The organism is Bacillus mobilis (genome assembly GCF_001884045.1).
Taxonomy (GTDB): Bacteria; Bacillota; Bacilli; order Bacillales; family Bacillaceae_G; genus Bacillus_A; species Bacillus_A mobilis.
Map to the genome: position 1 here is coordinate 64,552 of NZ_MACF01000071.1, position 18,421 is coordinate 82,972.

Sequence of the window (18,421 nt, forward strand, 5' to 3'; positions counted from 1 at the left end):
ACTATATAAAACATATATATTTAGGAGGATTACAACAATGTCCGAAAAAACATACGAACTCGCAACCTTTGCAGGCGGTTGCTTTTGGTGCATGGTAAAGCCATTTGATGAACTACCTGGTATTCATAAAGTACTTTCTGGCTATGCAGGTGGTCATGTAGAAAACCCAACATATGAACAAGTAAAAGCCGGTACATCTGGTCATTTAGAAGTTGTACAAATCACATTCGACCCTTCTATTTTTCCATATGCAAAATTACTAGATTTATATTGGCCACAAATCGATCCAACTGATGATGGCGGACAATTCTTTGACCGTGGTCCATCTTATCGCACTGCTATTTTTTATCATAATGAAACGCAAAAAGAGCTTGCTGAAAAATCAAAACAAGCTCTTGCAGAAAGCGGTATGTTTAAAGACCCAATCGTAACTGAAATCCGCTCGGCTGCACCTTTTTATGAGGCTGAAGAATACCATCAACATTTCTATAAAAAGAACCCAGAGAAATATGCTACTGAGCAAAAAGAATCTGGCCGTGACGACTTTATAAAAGAAAATTGGCAAAAAAAATAATAAAAATGCATCGTACTTTTTAAGTGCGATGCATTTTTATCTTTGAAAAAAGTACCATACAATGATGAGAACAACCGCTGTTAATGTCCAAAGTGCTATCTCGTTTTTCACTCTACTCTTTTTCTTAGTCATTTCATCTCCTCCTAATAGCAATACAACATATTCAAGATTTCCTCTGTTTAATTGTCCACCTTATATACGTGAATACATCTTTACAAATTCTTATAACAAGACCACCAATGATTCCGATTGCAATTGAAATTACTAACATCTGTCCAAAACTAAGAGTAGTTGTGTATGTTAAATAGATAACAATACATACAAGTAAAACATCCGGTAAAGAAAGCAAAAACTTTTTTAGCATTTCTTCAGCACTCCTATGTTTTATTTATACATTATATCTCTCAAAAAGGAAATCTATTACCATTCTCAAAATAAAAGACCTCTAGCTTAAGCACTAGAGGTCTTCCATTTTATTTCTTTAATCGCTCAATAAAATCCTGTAATTTATCAAGTGATTTCATATTCTGATTACAAGCTACTCCATCTTTGCAAATATAGTTTCCCTTTTTCACGAATGTTCCTTGTACATCACCTTTAATTTCAACTAAAAACATTCCTACTTCTTCATGTCCATGACATAATGAACAAATGCTTTTTTTATTTAAACTTTGGAACGTACCTTGCAGACCAACAAACTTATTTTTATCATTTTTTGCTATAATAAATTTCCTGCTTGACCCTTTATCAATCCAGCTTAAATAAGATAATTCTTTCATATCCAGTTCTTCCATATCAGGAAGTTTTAATTTTTTCGCTTTAGGAAATAATTTTTTTAATGTTTGCGCTGTAACTTCCTGAAACGGAATGACATACGGATTTATTTTCATTAAAAACGATTCTGCATCTTCTCTATTTTGAACTGTTAATACCGTATCAATTAACTCTTTCTGTTCATCCGTTAAATTCTCAAATACATGTATTATCTTTTCAATCGCAAGTGATTTTAACGCTTGAATGACACCTCTATCATTTGCCGTTGCATGCCCATTTGCTAAAATATAAGCTTGTGATTTTATAAAATTATATTGATCACTTCTAATAAAAGCTTCCATCTTTATCACTCCATACAAATTGTTGATCTAGTTTTATTGTATACAATGATTACGTTTTTTGATATGTAAAAGATAACTTAGAAATGAATATTACATACTTCGATTATATGCTACCGCTTCATTTCCTGACAAAAGAAACCATCATCTGTTTTCCATTCTGCATATAATACGTCTTCAAATTTAGTAATGCCTTTTTGCTTTATTTGTTTATACAGCCACCCTTCATCAAACCCTGCTTCCCTCAAATTATCTTTAACTACTTTTCCATCACTAATTAATGAAATTGGTAAATATACAGGCTTATGCTTTAAACTTAAATCATTTATAGTGGGAGATTCGTATTTACTCTTTTTCAGAACACTTATGTTCCCATTAGGTTCCAAAATCATATATTCAACTTCTCTGATTGAAAATATGTCTTTTTGTTGCCTAAGCATTTGTTGTAGTTGATTAATATCCAAATGATTTGAACTTAATTGTTCTCGGTCAATCTTTCCATTACGGATAATAATGGAAGGATATCCTTCAAAAAACCTTCTTGTTCCTCTTATTTTTTGTGTTATTACTTCTATTGAATAAATTAAAATTACCCATACAAATACTGAATATAAAATAGACCACACTTTAATTTTAGGATCATATATTGAATTTCCAACGAGCTCACCAAGGACGATAGCAGAAATAAAATCAAAGGGGGTTAGCTGAGATATTTGTGTTTTCCCTAGTATTTTTGTAGCAATTAATAGAACAAAAAAGCCAACTAAAAGCTCTATCGTTATTTGTCCAATATGATTCATATATGTTCACCTTTCTACTTTCCACTCAAATACTATGTATACTATTTAATAAAACAACGGCACAATATTGCTATTATCTTGCCCATTCATATCCAATAAATACAAAGTAAAAAAAGAGTCTAGCTCAAAATAATATTTGAACTAGACCCTTTTATTTTCATTTAGAATACACGATCTTTTTAATCGTTTCGCCAGAAAGAAAATGCTCCTCTGCAAGTTGATGAATGGAAATTCCGCTTTTAAATGCTTCTTTAATCGCTTTGTTTCTTTCATCTAAATGTTTTCTTCCTCCAGATCGTGTACCCCATTTATAATGTTTCGTTTCTTGTTTTGGAATGTAAATTGTTTCACCTTGTATATACTTTTGAATCTCAGTAATTAAACTTTCTGGTAAAACCGTCGCAGCTTTAACGTATTTCATTTCTGCTCGCCCCTTATTTTTTATGGTTCATTTCAATAAGGTGCAAAGCCAAATATAAAAAATGATACGAGCTCATTTAGGCGATTGTATATTACTTGTCTACCTCACGCAAAGTATCGCCATTTCCATACTTGGCTTTGCATGAGACGTTGCAGTGTCCGGCAATTGAATTATAATCGCCATTTAAACACCTCCTAATATAACTTTTTTAATTTATTATATGATAAATTCCTTCCCCTTGCATCCACATCCTTTTTCAAGCATGAAATTACTTAGTTTGATATAATACTTTTTAGTCCAATCCAAAAGTATAGTGAGGTTGCTTTATGAAAAAGAAAATAATCATTACAATCGTTACATTATTCATTATTACTGTAGCATTATTTGGAACATACAAATTGATGAACGCAAGAAGTTTTCAATTGTTTGGAGATTTAACAAATCGAGTAGAGACAAATGAAAAAGTGATTGCTTTAACTTTTGATGATGGCCCTACGAACAATGTAAAACAAATATTACCGCTACTAGATACATACAATGCAAAAGCTACATTCTTTTTAATCGGCAATGAATTAGAGAAAAACCTATCGTTAGGAGAAGATATCGTACAATCTGGACACCAAATTGGAAACCATACATACTCTCATAACAGAATGGTTTTTAAAACACCTTCTTTTATTAAAGAAGAAATAGAAAAAACGAATGCATTAATCCGCCAAACAGGATATACAGGCGAAATTGATTTTAGACCACCTAACGGAAAAAAGCTAATTGGTCTGCCCTATTATTTAAATAAAAATAATATCGAAACAATCACATGGGACCTTGAACCTGATACTTTTTATAAATCTGCTGCTGATAAAATTGAGTATGTTAATAAAAATGTAAAACCAGGTTCTATCATTTTACTGCACCCTATGTATGATAAGTCTAATGAAAATTTACAGACCATCGAAGGTATTTTAGACTCTTTATCTAAAAAGGGCTATCAGTTTGTAACAGTAAACGAACTGCAAAAAAGAGCAAAATAAAAAGGTAGCGTATCATAAATCGATACGCTACCTTTCTTTTTAAATAATGCCAAGTACATTTAAGAATACGATAATAATCGCAATTGGTGCGATAAAGCGAAGTAAGAATAACCATAATACGAATAATTTATAGCCCTTATTTTTACTTACACCAAGCTCTTTCATTAATACATCTTTCTTCATTTTTAAAGGAACGAAGATAGAAACTAATAAAACACCAAGTGGCATTAGTACATTACTAACTGCATAATCCGCTAAATCAAAGACTGTCTTTCCAAAAATCTTCAGATCACTTAATATACCGAATGATAACGCTGATGGTACTCCAACAACGAAGATTAACAATCCAACGATTAATGCCATTTTTTCACGTTTCCCTTTACCTTTTGCAGTTAAAGATGCAACGCTAATTTCTAACATCGAAATTGCCGATGTAATAGTAGCAAAGAAGAATAGTAATAAGAAAACGATGAAGAATAATTTCCCGAATGCCATTTTACTGAAAATAGCTGGCAGTACGATGAATAATAGTCCCGGTCCTTGTGATGGTTCCATTCCAAATGCGAACACAACTGGGAAAATCGCAAGTCCTGCAAGTAATGTAATCACAAGCGTTAAAGCTACGATAGAAAATGCTGAACGCGGTAAACTTTCTTCTTTCGGTAAGTAAGAGCTATACGTTACCATAACAGCTACACCGACAGATAGGGAGAAGAACGATTGCCCCATAGCGTATAAAATGACTTCTGATGTTACGTTTGAGAAATCAGGTTGTAAGAAGAAACGAACCCCTTCTCCAGCACCGTCTAATGTAAGTGCACGAACGATTAATACAAAGAATAAAACGAATAGTGCTGGCATGAAATATTTATTTACTTTTTCAACACCATTTTGTACACCTTTACTTACGATGAAAATAGTAATAAGGATGAATAATAGCTGTGATCCAACTGCTAAATACGGATTGGAAATGATTTCACCAAACGTAGCTTCGTATGCTCCATTTCCTTCCCAAAGTCTACCTGTAATTGCATTCCATAAGTATAATAAAATCCATCCGCCTACAACACTGTAGAAAGAAAGTAGTATGAAACAAGTTACAATTCCTAATTTCCCTAACCATGGCCATAATGTTTTTGGTGCGATTTCTCTATATGCATCAACAGCCTCTTTTTGTGTACTTCTTCCGATTACGAATTCAGCTAATAATAGCGGTAAACCAATTAATAATGTGAAACCGATGAAAATAAGGAAGAACGCGCCGCCCCCTCCAATTCCGGCCATATACGGGAATTTCCAAATCGCCCCTAGACCAATTGCTGAACCTGCTGCAGCTAATACGAAACCTAATTTCGATGTCCATTGCTGTGAATTCATTTATTAATCTCCTCTCTATCTCTTTTTCTTTGTTACAATTCGGTATTTATATTGTTCTATCGATACTCTTTTCTAATACGTTCACTCCCTCCCTACTAATAAAAAACGCCCCTACGTAAATACGTAGGGACGACAAAAATATCGCGGTACCACCCTAGTTATGAAGCCACAACAAAGTTAGAACCTAAATAAAAAACGCCCCTACGCAAATACGTAGGGACGATAAATTATCGCGGTACCACCCTAGTTATGAAGCCACAACAAAGTTAGGACCTAAATAAAAAACGTCCCTACGTAAATACGTAGGGACGATAAATATCGCGGTACCACCCTAGTTGTGAAACAATCTTCACCACTTTATTTGATAACGGTATAAACTACCGTCTTTCATTTCCTCATAATGTGAGATTTATGAAAGATGCTCCAGGACGAACTTCATGAATAATCTATATACTGATTCACACCAACCATCAGCTCTCTGAAATAGGGAGATATTCACTACTATACCCTTTCATTGCCCAAATATTATTTTCCGAATTGATTACTATCATTTTTATCACACATTAAAAATAGTGTCAACTTATATTTTGAATTTTTATGAGTACTTTCTTTTATAAAATTCGAAATATGACTTTTAAATGAATAGTATTAGAACATTTATGGTTTATACTGTATTAACTTCGCTAACGGGTTTATAGTAGTATACGATGCATGCAAGACAGCACGAGTAGGAGGAAAGAATTTTGTCTACTTCAAAAGTTTTAAAAGGTACTGCTTTATTAAGTGGTGCAACAATGATTTCACGTATATTAGGTTTTATATACTTCTTCCCTTTTCAACTATTAGTCGGAACACAAGGTGTCGCTTTATATGGATATGCATACTCTTGGTACGGTATTTTATTAAGCTTCTCAACAGCTGGTATTCCTATTGCCGTTTCCAAATTTGTTGCAAAGCATAATGCGCTTGGTGATTATAGTACAAGCAAAAAATTATACAACTCTAGCGTAAAATTAATGTTGTTTATGGGCTTTTTAGGATTTTTAACTTTATTTATTGGAGCACCGTACATATCACAATTTATTATTCGCTCAAAAACGCCAGATCCACAATTTATTGCTGACGTAACACTTACGATGCGAGCATTAAGTTTCGCACTTATTATCGTACCAGCTATGAGTGTTACACGTGGTTATTTCCAAGGTTTTCAACATATGAAACCAAGTGCCGTTTCTCAAGTCGTAGAACAAATTGCGCGCGTTGTTTTCATTTTAGTTGGTAGTTTTATCGTCTCAAAACTATTAGGAGGTTCAGTCGCCTCTTCTGTTGCAGTTGCTACGTTTGGCGCTGTTATCGGAGCACTTGCCAGCGTTTCGATTTTAATGGTGTACTGGAAAAAATATAATAGATTAAAGCCTCCCGAAGGAGAATTAAAGTCAAGGGCATCGAATATCCCATTAAAAAATATTTATATGGAATTACTACGATATGCAATCCCAATTGTATTTGTCGGCATTGCAATTCCGCTCTATACGTTAGTAGATCAATATACTGTAGCTGATGTCCTTAGAGCGATGGGAGAGCCTTTAGAAACAGCGAATGCAGTTTTCGCTTATATAACGAATTATGCCCAAAAGTTAATTATGATTCCAGCTTCACTTGCTACTGGATTCTCGTTAACGATCATTCCGGCAATAACGAAATCTTATACAAGCGGGAAACTAGAAGAATTACAAGAACAAATTGCAAAGATATTTCAAGTCTTGTTATTCTTCACTATCCCAGCTGCATTCGGTCTTGCTAGTATTGCTTATGATGCATTCCGTATGGTTTATGTAAATCCTGAAATTGCACTTGGTGGATCACAATATTTAATTTCATTTGCACCTTCTGCTATATTAAGTGCGATTTTCACAGTTTCAGCAGCTATTTTACAAGGAATCGATTATCAAAGAAAAACGATGATTGCTTTCTCAGTCGGTATTCTCGTTAAAGTTTTAGTAAATACACCGCTCTTACATTTATTTGGTGGACACGGTGCTGTACTTGGAACAATTCTTGGATACCTCGTTTCCAATGTTATTATGTTGTACTGCATCATTAAGTTTGCGAAATTTAATATTAGTGAAACAGCAAAAACAGTACTTCTTATTACAATTTACTCCGCAGCAATGTCTGCTGTTGTAATTGCATTAAAAGCTATTTTAAAATGGTTAATCCCTGGACAATCTTATATGGAATCACTTCTCATTGTTGTTATATGCGGCGCTGCAGGAGGAATTGTTTACCTTTTATTCGTCCTAACGAGCGGACTTGCTTCACATATTCTCGGTGATAGGATTCAGCGATTACCCGTACTAGGTAAATTAGTCAAATAAAAAGAAGGGATGTAACGCATTGTTACATCCCTTCTTTTCTACTTCGCATATTGAATATGTTTTTGTTGTTCAGCAATATGTAATTCTGGAGCATGTTGTTCTACTAAATGTAATAACTCTTCGATTAACACCTCTAACTCCTGTACACTATACTCCGGTTTCCCTATTAACGTATTCGCCATACGCTCATATAAGTTTTCAGGCTTAATACTCATTCGTTCCACATTATTCGGCATCCATTTAAACGCCGGGTGATGCACATACATTCGGTTTAAACCAAATAAGACCCCAAATATATTTCTTTGTACTTCACAAATAACATCATATAACATAAGCCAGTCTTTTCGTTTTAAAAGCGCCTCTCGATTATGCCATCGATTGCTTAACCAAAGATTTTCTGAAATCATCTGTTTCGCAAGGTCTTCTGGATATGGTACCACTCTATCTTTTAATTCATTCACTTTCTCGTCTCCATACAAACTAGCACCGTCATGAACGGATGATACGATACATTGTTTTTCATAACTTATATCATATTGATCCACCACATCCGAAATAACTTTCTTTACTGTTTCTGTTAAAAAGTTACTAATTTCTAATTTAATTCCCTCTTTTGTCAAATATGTTTCCGACCATTCTTCTTCCTCGTAAGGATGATATGACAAAATTGTTCCACCAATATGATTAATAGGCCCTTTACGATCCTTATCCTCTGGTGGCGTTGACCACAATATATGTAATTCTATATCTGAATGTTCATCTTCTAACTTTCTAGCTACTGAACCTGCTAAAATAATAGCTTCGATCTTCGGGTTTCTCCTATAAATCTCCGACATTTCTATTGCTTTCTCTTTTAATCGCACTTCATTTCCCCCCCTACAATTGCAGTACATCCTTACTTTTTCATTTATCTATTTCGATATTACGCATTGCATTCCCTTTTCAAATTCCCACTACATCATATTTCTACCCAATAACGCTGAACAATTTCCCCAGTATGAGAAGAAACTACTTCATTTTCTAAAACACCGCCAACCTTTTGAATCGTTTTAGCCGAAGCAATATTAGCTTTATCGCAGGTTATTAACACTTTCTGCAACCCTAACTTTTGCGCTTCATATAATGCGAGTTTCAATTGTTTCGTCGCGTAACCTTGGCGACGTTTATTCGGATGAACACTATATCCAATATGACCACTTTCCCGCAATAATTCTTCGTTTAATCGTTTTCTAATATTCACAAAACCTATAAGTTCCCCTTTTTCAACACTTAAAAATTGGCTAGACGGTACTCGATTACCTTGTAAGTTTTCTCCCACTTCTTGTATACTCACTTTTTCAAACCATCCATCAAGTGAATCAAAATTTTGTACAGAACTACTGCCATGTGGTTGCTCATCCGCATGTAAAAATGCATCCCGATACTCCATAATTAGTTCGCTATATTCATTTGTCGGTTTTAATAGTTTCATTGTGTTTCTCCTCTCTTAATAACCTATAACAAACCCCTTAATAGCGCTATTTCACCATTAAGGGGTTTCTATCATTTTTATTCAAATAATCCCATACTCAAATAACGCTCACCTGTATCAGGTGCAATACATAAAACTCTTTTACCAACGCCTAATCGTTTCGCTATCATAATTGCTGCGTAAACAGATGCTCCAGACGATGGCCCAACTAATAATCCTTCTTGTCTAGCTAATTTTCTCATTGTCGTTAAAGCCTCTTCGTCTGCGATTTGAATAATTTCGTTATACACTTCTGTATTTAAGTTTTTCGGGATAAACCCTGGACTTGTTCCTACTAGTTTATGAGGACCTGGAACACCACCTGATAAAACGGGAGATCCTTTCGGTTCTACTACTGCAATATATAAGTTTGGTAGTTTCTCTTTTAGCGTTTCCCCAGTCCCTGTAATCGTCCCACCAGTTCCAGCTGTTGCTACAAATGCATCCAGCTCACCATCCATTTGTTCATAAATTTCAAGTGCAGTCGTATAACGATGAATATTTGGGTTTGCTGGATTTTCAAATTGTTGCGGAATAAAACTATTTGGTATTTGCTTTTGCAGTTCTAACGCCTTCGCAATTGCTCCTGGCATTCTTTGTTCTGCTGGTGTTAAAACTACTTCTGCGCCGTATGCTTTCAATAAATTTATACGCTCTTTTGACATATTGTCTGGCATAATTAAAATTGCTTTATATCCTTTAGCAGCTGCATTCATCGCTAAACCGATTCCTGTATTACCACTTGTTGGCTCAATAATTGTATCTCCTGGTTTGATAAGACCATTCTCTTCTGCAACGTGCAATAAATTATAGGCAGCACGATCTTTCACACTGCGTGACGGATTAAACATTTCTAGTTTTACATACACATCTGCTGCGTCTTCTGGAATAAATTTAGATAATCGGACGACAGGTGTATCTCCTATTAATTCTGTAACATTTTCACATAATTTCATAGTGCATCCCCTATTCTATCGTTTTCTTATCACTTGGTAGTAAACAAGAAGTAAGTCCAATTAATGGTAGACAACTACATAGTAACATAATGAATTGTAGACTATATATGTCAGCCAATTTCCCAAGAACTACAGAACCTAAAGCGCCGAGTCCAAACGCAAGCCCTACAATTAATCCAGATACCATCCCTACTTTTCCAGGAACAAGCTCTTGCGCATAAACAACAATTACACTAAAACTACTTGAACTAATAAAACCGATACATAAAAATAGCGGTACGACCCACACGAGCGAAACGTGAGGTAATAAAAGGGCAAGTGGCGCCGAACCTAACATTGAAAATACAATAATTGTTTTCTTTCCAAATCGATCTGCTAACGGTCCACCAAAGAAAGTTCCTAATACACCGGCAATCATAAATGCGAATACGAAATACTGGGCATTTTTTATCGATAAACCGTAGTGCTCAATTAAGTAAAATTGATAAAAATTCCCGATACCAGCACCGTACCAAGAACGTACAAAAGTAAGAAAAACAAGAAGTATAATAACAAATTTAATATGTGTACTTACAATCGCATTTTCAGCCTCAAGCGCAGCCCTCTTCTTTCTTCTTACAGCACCAGTAGCTAATTCATTCCTATACCAATTTGATACAAATATTAATAATACAATTCCTACCGCTGCAAAAGCTGTAAAACCTAAGGAGCCAATTTGGCCGAGCGGAACGAAAATTAACGCTGTAAAAATAGGCGCTAGAGAATTCCCTGTATTTCCTCCCACTTGATAAATCGCTTGTGCTAAACCTCGTTTTGCCCCTGCCGCCATATAAGCAACACGAGCACCTTCTGGATGGAAGACTGCGGAACCTAATCCGATAAATAAAACAGAAATAATAACAATAATAAAATTCGGTGCAAACGCCAGTCCAATCATCCCAAGCATACTCGAAAACATACCGAGCGGTAATAAAAATGGTGATGGCTTCTTATCCGAATACATACCAAAAACCGGTTGCATAATCGATGACGTCATATTTAATGCAAACGCAATCCATCCTACTTGCATATAGGATAAATTCATCGTTTTTTCCAAAATAGGAAACAATGCCGGCACAACTGCTTGCATCGAGTCATTTAAAAAATGACCGAAACTAATCGCAAATAGTATTCGATATATCGTCGGTGTTTCCATTGTATTTTTTTTCGAAACTGCCTGCATATATGAATCTCTCCTTCCTGTACAAAATATATATTTATTACAGTAGGTGTAATAAATTCTGACTTTTGAAACATTTCTATTCTATACTGGTTTCATTTCTTTTTCCAGAAATATCACTTCTTACATAATATATTTTTTCTATACGTTTTATCGGATTTATTTATAGAAATTTTCTATATTTTCTTTTATACTAGGACAGAGATGAAGGAAAGGATGACAACTATGAAGAAAAAAACTAAAGGAATCGTTGCACTCTCAATCACATTATCTATGTTTTTAGCAGCATGTGGTCAAAAACAAGAGGCAACAACTACCGGGGAAAAGAAAAAAGAATCTTCAAAACAAGTATTAAATATAGTAGAAGCTGGGGAAATTTCTACACTTGATTCGTCTATCGCAACCGATGGGTTTTCTTACGCTGCATTAAACAACGTAATGGAAGGATTATATATGCCTGGTCCTGACAATAAACCTGTTCCTGCGGCAGCTGAATCATACAAACTGAGCGAAGACGGAAAAACATATACGTTTACATTGCACGATTCAAAATGGTCAAATGGTGATCCAGTTACTGCCCATGATTTTGAATATGCATGGAAACGTGCCGTAAATCCAGAAACTGCTTCTGAATACGCACATATTATGTTCGATATTAAAAATGCAGAAAAAATAAATAAAAAAGAATTACCAATTGATTCATTTGGTGTAAAAGCGATTGATAATAAAACGCTTGAAGTACAGTTAGAACACCCTGTTCCATACTTTTTAGGGTTAATGGGATTTGCAACATTTTATCCTCAAAACCAAAAGGTTGTAGAAGCGCAAGGGAAAAATTACGGACTTGAAGCTGCAAATGTTGTTTATAACGGGCCGTTTCAATTAAGTGAATGGAAACATGATACAAGTTATAAAATGACAAAAAATCCGAACTACTGGGATAATAAAAATGTGAAGCTAAATGAAATTAATGTAAATATCGTAAAAGATACTTCCACAGCCGTTAATTTATTTGAAAGCAAACAAGTAGACCGAATTACGATTAATTCAGAGTTTGTTGATAAATATCAAAAAGATCCGAGCTTAAAAAAAATGGAACGTCCTTCTATGACATTTTTCCGATTTAGCCAAAAGAATCCTTTATTAGCAAACAAAAACGCTCGAAAAGCTATTTCGCTTGCTTTTGATAAACAAGGAATCGCAACAACAATTTTAAATAATGGTTCTATACCTGCGAATGCATTCGTTCCGAAAGGATTTGTAAAAGGACCTGATAATAAAGATTTTCGTAGTACAAGTAATGTAAAAGTAGAAACAAATGTGAAAGAAGCTAAAACACTATGGGAAACTGCGAAAAAAGAAACAAATTTACAAAACGCTTCTCTTTCAATCATAACAACTGATGAATCTAACGATAAGAAAATTAGTGAGTTTTTAAAAGGTGAACTGGAGAAAAACTTACCAGGATTAAAAATCACATTACAGCCCCTTCCAGTAAAAGCATTTTTAGACCGTGAAGGAAATGGTGACTATGACATTTCACTTTCTACATGGGGACCGGATTATCCTGATCCTACAACATTCTTAAATATGTTTGTCACTGACGGACCGTTTAATAAGATGAGTTATTCAAACAAAAAATACGACGAATTAATTGAGAAAACTAGCTCTACTTTAGCAACTGATTTACCAGCACGTTGGAAAGCGTTCCAAGATGCTGAGAAAATATTACTGGAAGATGATGCAGCTATCGCTCCAATCTTCCAATCAGGACTTGTATATTTAGAACGTCCAACAGTAAAAGGTGTTGTTATTCGTCCATTTGCAGGAATTTATTCTTATAAATGGGCTTCTATTACAGAATAAGAAAAAGGCGATCCTAACATATATTAGGATCGCCTTTTTCTTAAATCGCAAAACGCTTATACTTTTCGTAATCACTCGTCTTACATTCTACTTCTAGTTTCGTACCTTCGTTTTCATAACTCGTAGATAAAACGTGCGCATGATTATTGAAATAGGAAACTACCTGCCCTTGGTCATATGGAATTAACATTTCACACTTCGTATACTCTTTATAAATGTGTGAGCGAATCATTTCGACAAGCTCTTCTATTCCAATATGTTTCTTCGCCGATAAATAAACGCGTTCTTCTTGTACTTTCGGAATTTCAACATCTACCATATCTGATTTGTTATAAGCATAAATGGTTGGAATATTTTCTACTCCAATTTTCTTTAACGTTTCATTTGTAATATCAATTAATTGTTCATAATTTGGATTTGCGTAATCTACAACGTGAATAAGTAAGTCCGCTTCCGCTACTTCTTCTAACGTTGAACGGAACGCTTTCACAAGGTGATGCGGTAATTTGCTTACAAATCCAACTGTATCTGTTAATAAAAATGATTTGTTATCTGGCAAATCAATATTTCGTACAGATGTTTCTAACGTCGCGAATAACATATCTTTTTCAAATACTTGTTTTTCTTCTGTACCATTATAAATTTCAAGCATCGCATTCATCGTCGTTGATTTTCCTGCGTTCGTATAACCTACTAAAGCTACAACAGGAACTTCATTTTTCTTACGCTGCTTTCGCTGCGTTTGACGCTGGGCAACAAGTGCTTCTAGGTCTTTATTTAAAACTGAAATCTGTTCTTCAATTTTACGACGATCTAACTCTAATTTCTTCTCACCGACACCTTTATTTTTCGTACCAACTCCGCCGCTCTGTCTTCCTAATGATTCACGAAGCCCGATTAAACGAGGCATCATATACTGAAGATGCGCTACCTCAACTTGCAACTGCGCTTCTTTCGTTTTCGCACGTTGCGCAAAAATATCTAAAATTAATATGGTACGGTCAATTACTTTGCAATCTAAATCCGCTTCTAAATTTCGAATTTGAGAAGGAGATAATTCATCATTAAAGATTACCATATTCGCATCTACTTCATTTACATAGGCTGCTACTTCTTCAATCTTTCCTTTTCCGATATAATGGGACGGATTTACTCGTTGTAAATTTTGCGTCACTTGCCCGATTACCTCTACATCACAAGCTTCTGCAAGATTCGTTAACTCTTCCATCGAATACGCAAAGTCATCTTCATTACCTAAATTTACTCCAACTAAAACTGCTCTTTGTAATAATTCTTCCATATATTTATTCCTCCATTTCGATTACGTAAAATAAAAAACACAGGTCACTGCCTGTGTTTTCGTAAACGGATAAGGGTTCACCAAAGAAATAGAAGAAAGTTATACTTTCATCCTATCTCATAGTCATTAAGTCCCAAGATCATATACGTATCCACAATAAGTGTTCACCTATACGATCCCATTCTATTAATAAAGGCAAAACAAAAAGAGGGCGTATTCGTCCCTCCCTCTTTTTCACATATAAGCTTAATAAAGGGTTCCTTTAAAATAGGCAGACCAATCCCGTTCACTCTGTACACAGACAGAGCCTTTGAGCGCTATTCAATTATTGGCACAAAGTATTGAGACGTAATCTGATTAAGATCAAAGGAAGCCCCTCCGTTCATTTTAAGTTACATAAAGTGTAGCATAAGTAATTCGCTTTCACAAGATTAAACAACCTATAGAAACAGAAAGAAAATCCTTATATATTTACTTTAATCGTCATTTTTTGCGCGTTCTTCTTACAATAAAAATCACAAGAACTACTATTAGTAACAGACCTACAGAAAGAGTAACAACTTGCCACCAACTGAAACCGTTCAACATGTCATCTTTTAAATCGACTTTCTTCGTCGGAACAGATTCTTTTGCAATTTGACTTAAAGCCACTTTGTCCGCCCCTGCCTCATCTAATCTCTTCGTTCTACTGCAACTATGTGTGTGTAATTGTTTTTCAGATCCTCTTTGAGAAGAATATACTAAGTACTCTCCTCCCTCTACAAAGTGAAACACACAATCCCCACCATTTGTATACACAATAATTTGCGAAGACGTTGTCCCTTTCCAAATTCCCTTCACTTCAAATAATACTTCAATCCCAACCCCTTCTTTCCTTCCAACCTCAATTACCTTCCCCTCAAATACTACATCGTTTTTTCGAAATGCATCTTCTGCTGATACGTTAATACAATCACAAGCATAAGATTTCCCTGGAAAAATAATAAGAATAAAGCTACAAATAATGACAACAGGCAATATATACAAAATTCTTTTCAAAGAGCCCAACTCTCTTCATTATCAATTTTAAAAACTTATCGTATATTATTTTTTACAACACTCGCCAAACTCCTTCATAGTAAGTTAAGCTTTTTCGTTTCAATACAATAAAAGTCTTTATTGACATTTTTATAACCTGATATTAGTATCAGGTTATAAAAACAAGTTAGGAGATGTTCCTATGCATTCTAAATCTCGTATTACTGCAATTGGTACTTATGTTCCAAATCAAATATTATCTAATAACGATTTAGAAAAAATGATTGATACGAACGATGAATGGATTGTACAAAGAACAGGAATGAAGGAAAGACGAATCGCGAGCGAAGACGAATACTCCTCACACTTAGCCATTAAAGCAATTGAAAATTTATGTACAACTTTTAAAAAGAATTTAGAAGATATAGACTGTATCATCGTCGCTACAACAACCGCTGACTATGTTTTTCCGAGTGTCGCATGTCAAATACAACAATACTTCAGCATACCTCGTACAATTGCATTTGATTTAAATGCAACTTGCGCTGGTTTCACATATGGATTGCACGTTGGGAATAACTTGATTACTTCTGGATCACATGAAAAAGTACTAGTCGTAGCAACAGAGACATTATCTAAAGTTACTGATTACACCGATAGAACGACCTGCATTTTATTTGGCGATGGTGCTGGAGCTATTTTATTAGAAAGAGATGAAAACAAACCGAGCTTTATTGCTGCTCATATGGGAACAAATGGGCACGGTGGCATTCATCTATACCGAACAAACTTATCTACTACTATGAATGGTACACCACTGCAAACAAATGAAAAAATCGTTCAAAATGGGAGAGAAGTATATAAATGGGCAACTCGCATAGTACCAGCAGGAATAAAAGAACTACTACATACCGCAAATATGAAAATAAATGATATAGACTGGTTTATTCCTCATAGTGCTAACTTAAGAATGATTGAATCTATTTGTGAAAAATCTCAAATCCCAACACAAAAAACATTAACGAGCGTGGAATATATGGGGAATACGTCTTCCGTCTCTATTCCACTCGCTCTAGATTTAGCTAGAAAAGAACGAAAATTAAATAACGGAGACACACTTTTACTATACGGATTTGGCGGTGGTCTTACGCATTTAGGCCTTATTGTGAAGTGGGATTTAAACTAACATTTTTCTTTTATACAACTAACTACAAAAAAGCTGCATTCAAAGATTGGTTACCTCCCTTTGAACGCAGCTTTTATTATCTTAATTTTATTTATCCCGCTTTAATGGGCAGTAAGACCCCCACCTCAAAATTCAGCGAAAGCAACGAATTTAGGTGGTGGATCAACTGCCCATAAAAGTCCGATTGGTTCAACTAATAATTAGTTGGGGGATGAAGAACCCCCCCACTAATTAAAGTTTCACTTTACCTGTCCGAGCCCATATCACAACAGGAATCAGCATGAAAGCTAAAACTCCTCCAGCTAATGACAATGCCGCATAACTTGAATTTGCTACTACCATACCTGACATCGCTCCGCCTGAAGCTCCAGCTAGCGCAATTAACACATCTATCTTCCCTTGCGTTTTTGCACGTGTGGAAGGTATAGTTGCATCAACAATTTGAGCCGTACCACTTATTAAACCAAGGTTCCATCCTAATCCAAGTAAAGACAAAGCAACAATTAATAGTATTAACGAATCACTTGGCGCGATTGCAGCTATGACACCCGCTGCAAGTAAAATTACTCCACCAGCTATACTCATCGTCGTTCTGCCAATTTTATCAATTAACATTCCCGTAACGAGAGAGGGAAGATACATTGCACCTACATGAAAACCAATCACAAGTCCTACTGCACTTAAACCGTGACCGTGATGCCCCATATGAACTGGCGTCATCGTCATAATCGCAACCATCACGATTTGAGTAAGTATCATTACGATAGCTCCAACAGTAATACCTCGTTTGTTTTCTATCGCTTCTTCTGTTACTGCTTGCCCTTTATATGTATGCTCTTGTTTATATGTTTCTATCATATTAGCAATAAGTAACGGATCCGGACGAAGCATAACAAATAGGACAATACCCGCCAGTATAAATGCAGCTGCTGATAATATGAACGGACCAGCAAGTTCAGGAATTTCAATTGAATGAGCGAATCTTCCCATTACTCCTACTAAATTTGGACCTGCGACTGCACCAAAAGTCGTCATTACCATCGTAATACTAATAGCAGTTGCTCTTTGCTTCTTATTCGCTAAATCTGTTCCAGCATAACGCGCTTGTAAATTCGTAGCTGTTCCCGCACCATATATAAGTAAAGAAACTAGCAAAAGAATAATACTATTTGTTAAAGCTGCCACCACAACTCCAATAGCCCCTAGTCCACCTACTATAAAACCTCCTGCAAGTCCTATGCGGCGACCATGTTTTTGTGATAACTTCCCAACAAAGAAAGCTGCTACCGCAGATCCCATTGTAAACATAGCTGCCGGCAATCCTGCATATGCATCTGTCCCAAGCATTTGCTGCGCAAGGAGTGCACCTACTGTAATGCCAGCAGCTAACCCTGCTCCGCCGAACATTTGTGAAATACTTACGATTATTAATGTTCTTTTGTATAATTTTTGTTGCTCTTCTTCTGTATATATATGATTACTTATTGAAGCATCTGCTGTATCTATCATTTTCTCACCCTTTCTATAAAACTTATACCTCTTGTTAATGTACTATAGAACAACAAAATCCCCAAATTTAAAATACGAACATTTATTTATACATGTAAAGAACCCTACGGCTTATGTTTCAACCATTACCGAAGAGTTCCCAAAATAACTATACTATTTTTTTCA

17 protein-coding genes and 1 other annotated feature are annotated in these 18,421 nt (G+C 35.2%); of the genes, 5 read left to right on the top strand and 12 right to left on the bottom strand.

All coding sequences use genetic code 11. From position 1 onward, the window contains the following. The first annotated feature begins 37 nt into the window (after nt 1-37). The gene (gene msrA, locus BAQ44_RS12245) at nt 38-574 is read left to right on the top strand and encodes a peptide-methionine (S)-S-oxide reductase MsrA (RefSeq protein ID WP_071721821.1); all 537 of its coding nucleotides are present in this window, start codon (nt 38-40) and stop codon (nt 572-574) included. A gap of 163 nt (nt 575-737) precedes the next feature. On the opposite strand, the gene BAQ44_RS12250 is transcribed toward msrA, so the two are convergent. The 4 genes from BAQ44_RS12250 to BAQ44_RS12265 form a co-directional block, all read right to left on the bottom strand. Beyond that, nucleotides 738-938: a hypothetical protein gene (locus BAQ44_RS12250; protein WP_071721822.1), complete on the bottom strand. Its 201-nt coding sequence runs from the start codon at nt 936-938 to the stop codon at nt 738-740. A gap of 109 nt (nt 939-1,047) precedes the next feature. Beyond that, on the bottom strand, nt 1,048-1,689 hold the full coding sequence (locus BAQ44_RS12255) for a FusB/FusC family EF-G-binding protein (protein WP_071721823.1): 642 nt from the start codon (nt 1,687-1,689) through the stop codon (nt 1,048-1,050). 110 nt (nt 1,690-1,799) lie between these two features. Then, a complete protein-coding gene (locus BAQ44_RS12260; RefSeq protein ID WP_071721824.1) occupies nt 1,800-2,486 on the bottom strand; it encodes a DUF421 domain-containing protein in 687 nt (228 codons plus the stop codon). A 157-nt stretch (nt 2,487-2,643) separates the two neighbouring features. After that, the gene (locus BAQ44_RS12265; RefSeq protein ID WP_071721825.1) at nt 2,644-2,907 is read right to left on the bottom strand and encodes a CD3324 family protein; all 264 of its coding nucleotides are present in this window, start codon (nt 2,905-2,907) and stop codon (nt 2,644-2,646) included. Nucleotides 2,908-3,233: 326 nt separating this feature from the next. On the opposite strand from BAQ44_RS12265, the gene BAQ44_RS12270 reads away from it, so the two are divergent. Beyond that, on the top strand, nt 3,234-3,938 hold the full coding sequence (locus BAQ44_RS12270; RefSeq protein WP_063263101.1) for a polysaccharide deacetylase family protein: 705 nt from the start codon (nt 3,234-3,236) through the stop codon (nt 3,936-3,938). A 39-nt stretch (nt 3,939-3,977) separates the two neighbouring features. On the opposite strand, the gene BAQ44_RS12275 is transcribed toward BAQ44_RS12270, so the two are convergent. Further along, nucleotides 3,978-5,315, bottom strand: coding sequence for a sodium-dependent transporter (locus tag BAQ44_RS12275; protein WP_001088193.1), 1,338 nt, complete (start codon nt 5,313-5,315; stop codon nt 3,978-3,980). Between the two features lie 301 nt (nt 5,316-5,616). After that, nucleotides 5,617-5,839, bottom strand: a binding site (T-box leader). A 219-nt stretch (nt 5,840-6,058) separates the two neighbouring features. On the opposite strand from BAQ44_RS12275, the gene BAQ44_RS12280 reads away from it, so the two are divergent. Then, on the top strand, nt 6,059-7,693 hold the full coding sequence (locus BAQ44_RS12280) for a putative polysaccharide biosynthesis protein (RefSeq protein ID WP_000107878.1): 1,635 nt from the start codon (nt 6,059-6,061) through the stop codon (nt 7,691-7,693). Nucleotides 7,694-7,731: 38 nt separating this feature from the next. Here the strand turns inward: BAQ44_RS12280 and BAQ44_RS12285 are convergent, their stop codons facing one another. The 4 genes from BAQ44_RS12285 to BAQ44_RS12300 all read right to left on the bottom strand — a co-directional run bounded on the left by BAQ44_RS12285 (nt 7,732) and on the right by BAQ44_RS12300 (nt 11,381). After that, nucleotides 7,732-8,556 (bottom strand): DUF4037 domain-containing protein, encoded by an 825-nt coding sequence (locus BAQ44_RS12285; RefSeq protein ID WP_071721826.1) that lies wholly within the window; start codon nt 8,554-8,556, stop codon nt 7,732-7,734. Between the two features lie 95 nt (nt 8,557-8,651). Beyond that, the gene (locus BAQ44_RS12290; RefSeq protein ID WP_071721827.1) at nt 8,652-9,164 is read right to left on the bottom strand and encodes a GNAT family N-acetyltransferase; all 513 of its coding nucleotides are present in this window, start codon (nt 9,162-9,164) and stop codon (nt 8,652-8,654) included. Nucleotides 9,165-9,241: 77 nt separating this feature from the next. Beyond that, nucleotides 9,242-10,159, bottom strand: coding sequence for a cysteine synthase A (gene cysK, locus BAQ44_RS12295; RefSeq protein ID WP_071721828.1), 918 nt, complete (start codon nt 10,157-10,159; stop codon nt 9,242-9,244). Nucleotides 10,160-10,169: 10 nt separating this feature from the next. Further along, a complete protein-coding gene (locus BAQ44_RS12300; RefSeq protein ID WP_071721829.1) occupies nt 10,170-11,381 on the bottom strand; it encodes an MFS transporter in 1,212 nt (403 codons plus the stop codon). A gap of 222 nt (nt 11,382-11,603) precedes the next feature. Between BAQ44_RS12300 and BAQ44_RS12305 the strand changes: the two genes are divergently transcribed. After that, on the top strand, nt 11,604-13,244 hold the full coding sequence (locus BAQ44_RS12305) for a peptide ABC transporter substrate-binding protein (RefSeq protein ID WP_071721830.1): 1,641 nt from the start codon (nt 11,604-11,606) through the stop codon (nt 13,242-13,244). A gap of 40 nt (nt 13,245-13,284) precedes the next feature. On the opposite strand, the gene hflX is transcribed toward BAQ44_RS12305, so the two are convergent. Next, entirely contained in the window at nt 13,285-14,544 is a 1,260-nt protein-coding gene (hflX, locus tag BAQ44_RS12310) for a GTPase HflX (protein WP_000391884.1), read from the bottom strand. 483 nt (nt 14,545-15,027) lie between these two features. Continuing rightward, nucleotides 15,028-15,582: a cobalamin biosynthesis protein CbiN gene (locus tag BAQ44_RS12315; protein ID WP_071721831.1), complete on the bottom strand. Its 555-nt coding sequence runs from the start codon at nt 15,580-15,582 to the stop codon at nt 15,028-15,030. A gap of 181 nt (nt 15,583-15,763) precedes the next feature. Between BAQ44_RS12315 and BAQ44_RS12320 the strand changes: the two genes are divergently transcribed. Further along, nucleotides 15,764-16,747, top strand: a complete 984-nt coding sequence (locus tag BAQ44_RS12320; protein WP_071721832.1) for a ketoacyl-ACP synthase III — start codon at nt 15,764-15,766, stop codon at nt 16,745-16,747. A gap of 231 nt (nt 16,748-16,978) precedes the next feature. Here the strand turns inward: BAQ44_RS12320 and BAQ44_RS12325 are convergent, their stop codons facing one another. Further along, complete coding sequence (locus BAQ44_RS12325) at nt 16,979-18,256, bottom strand: MFS transporter (protein WP_071721833.1); 1,278 nt, start codon at nt 18,254-18,256, stop codon at nt 16,979-16,981. Nucleotides 18,257-18,421 lie beyond the last annotated feature (165 nt).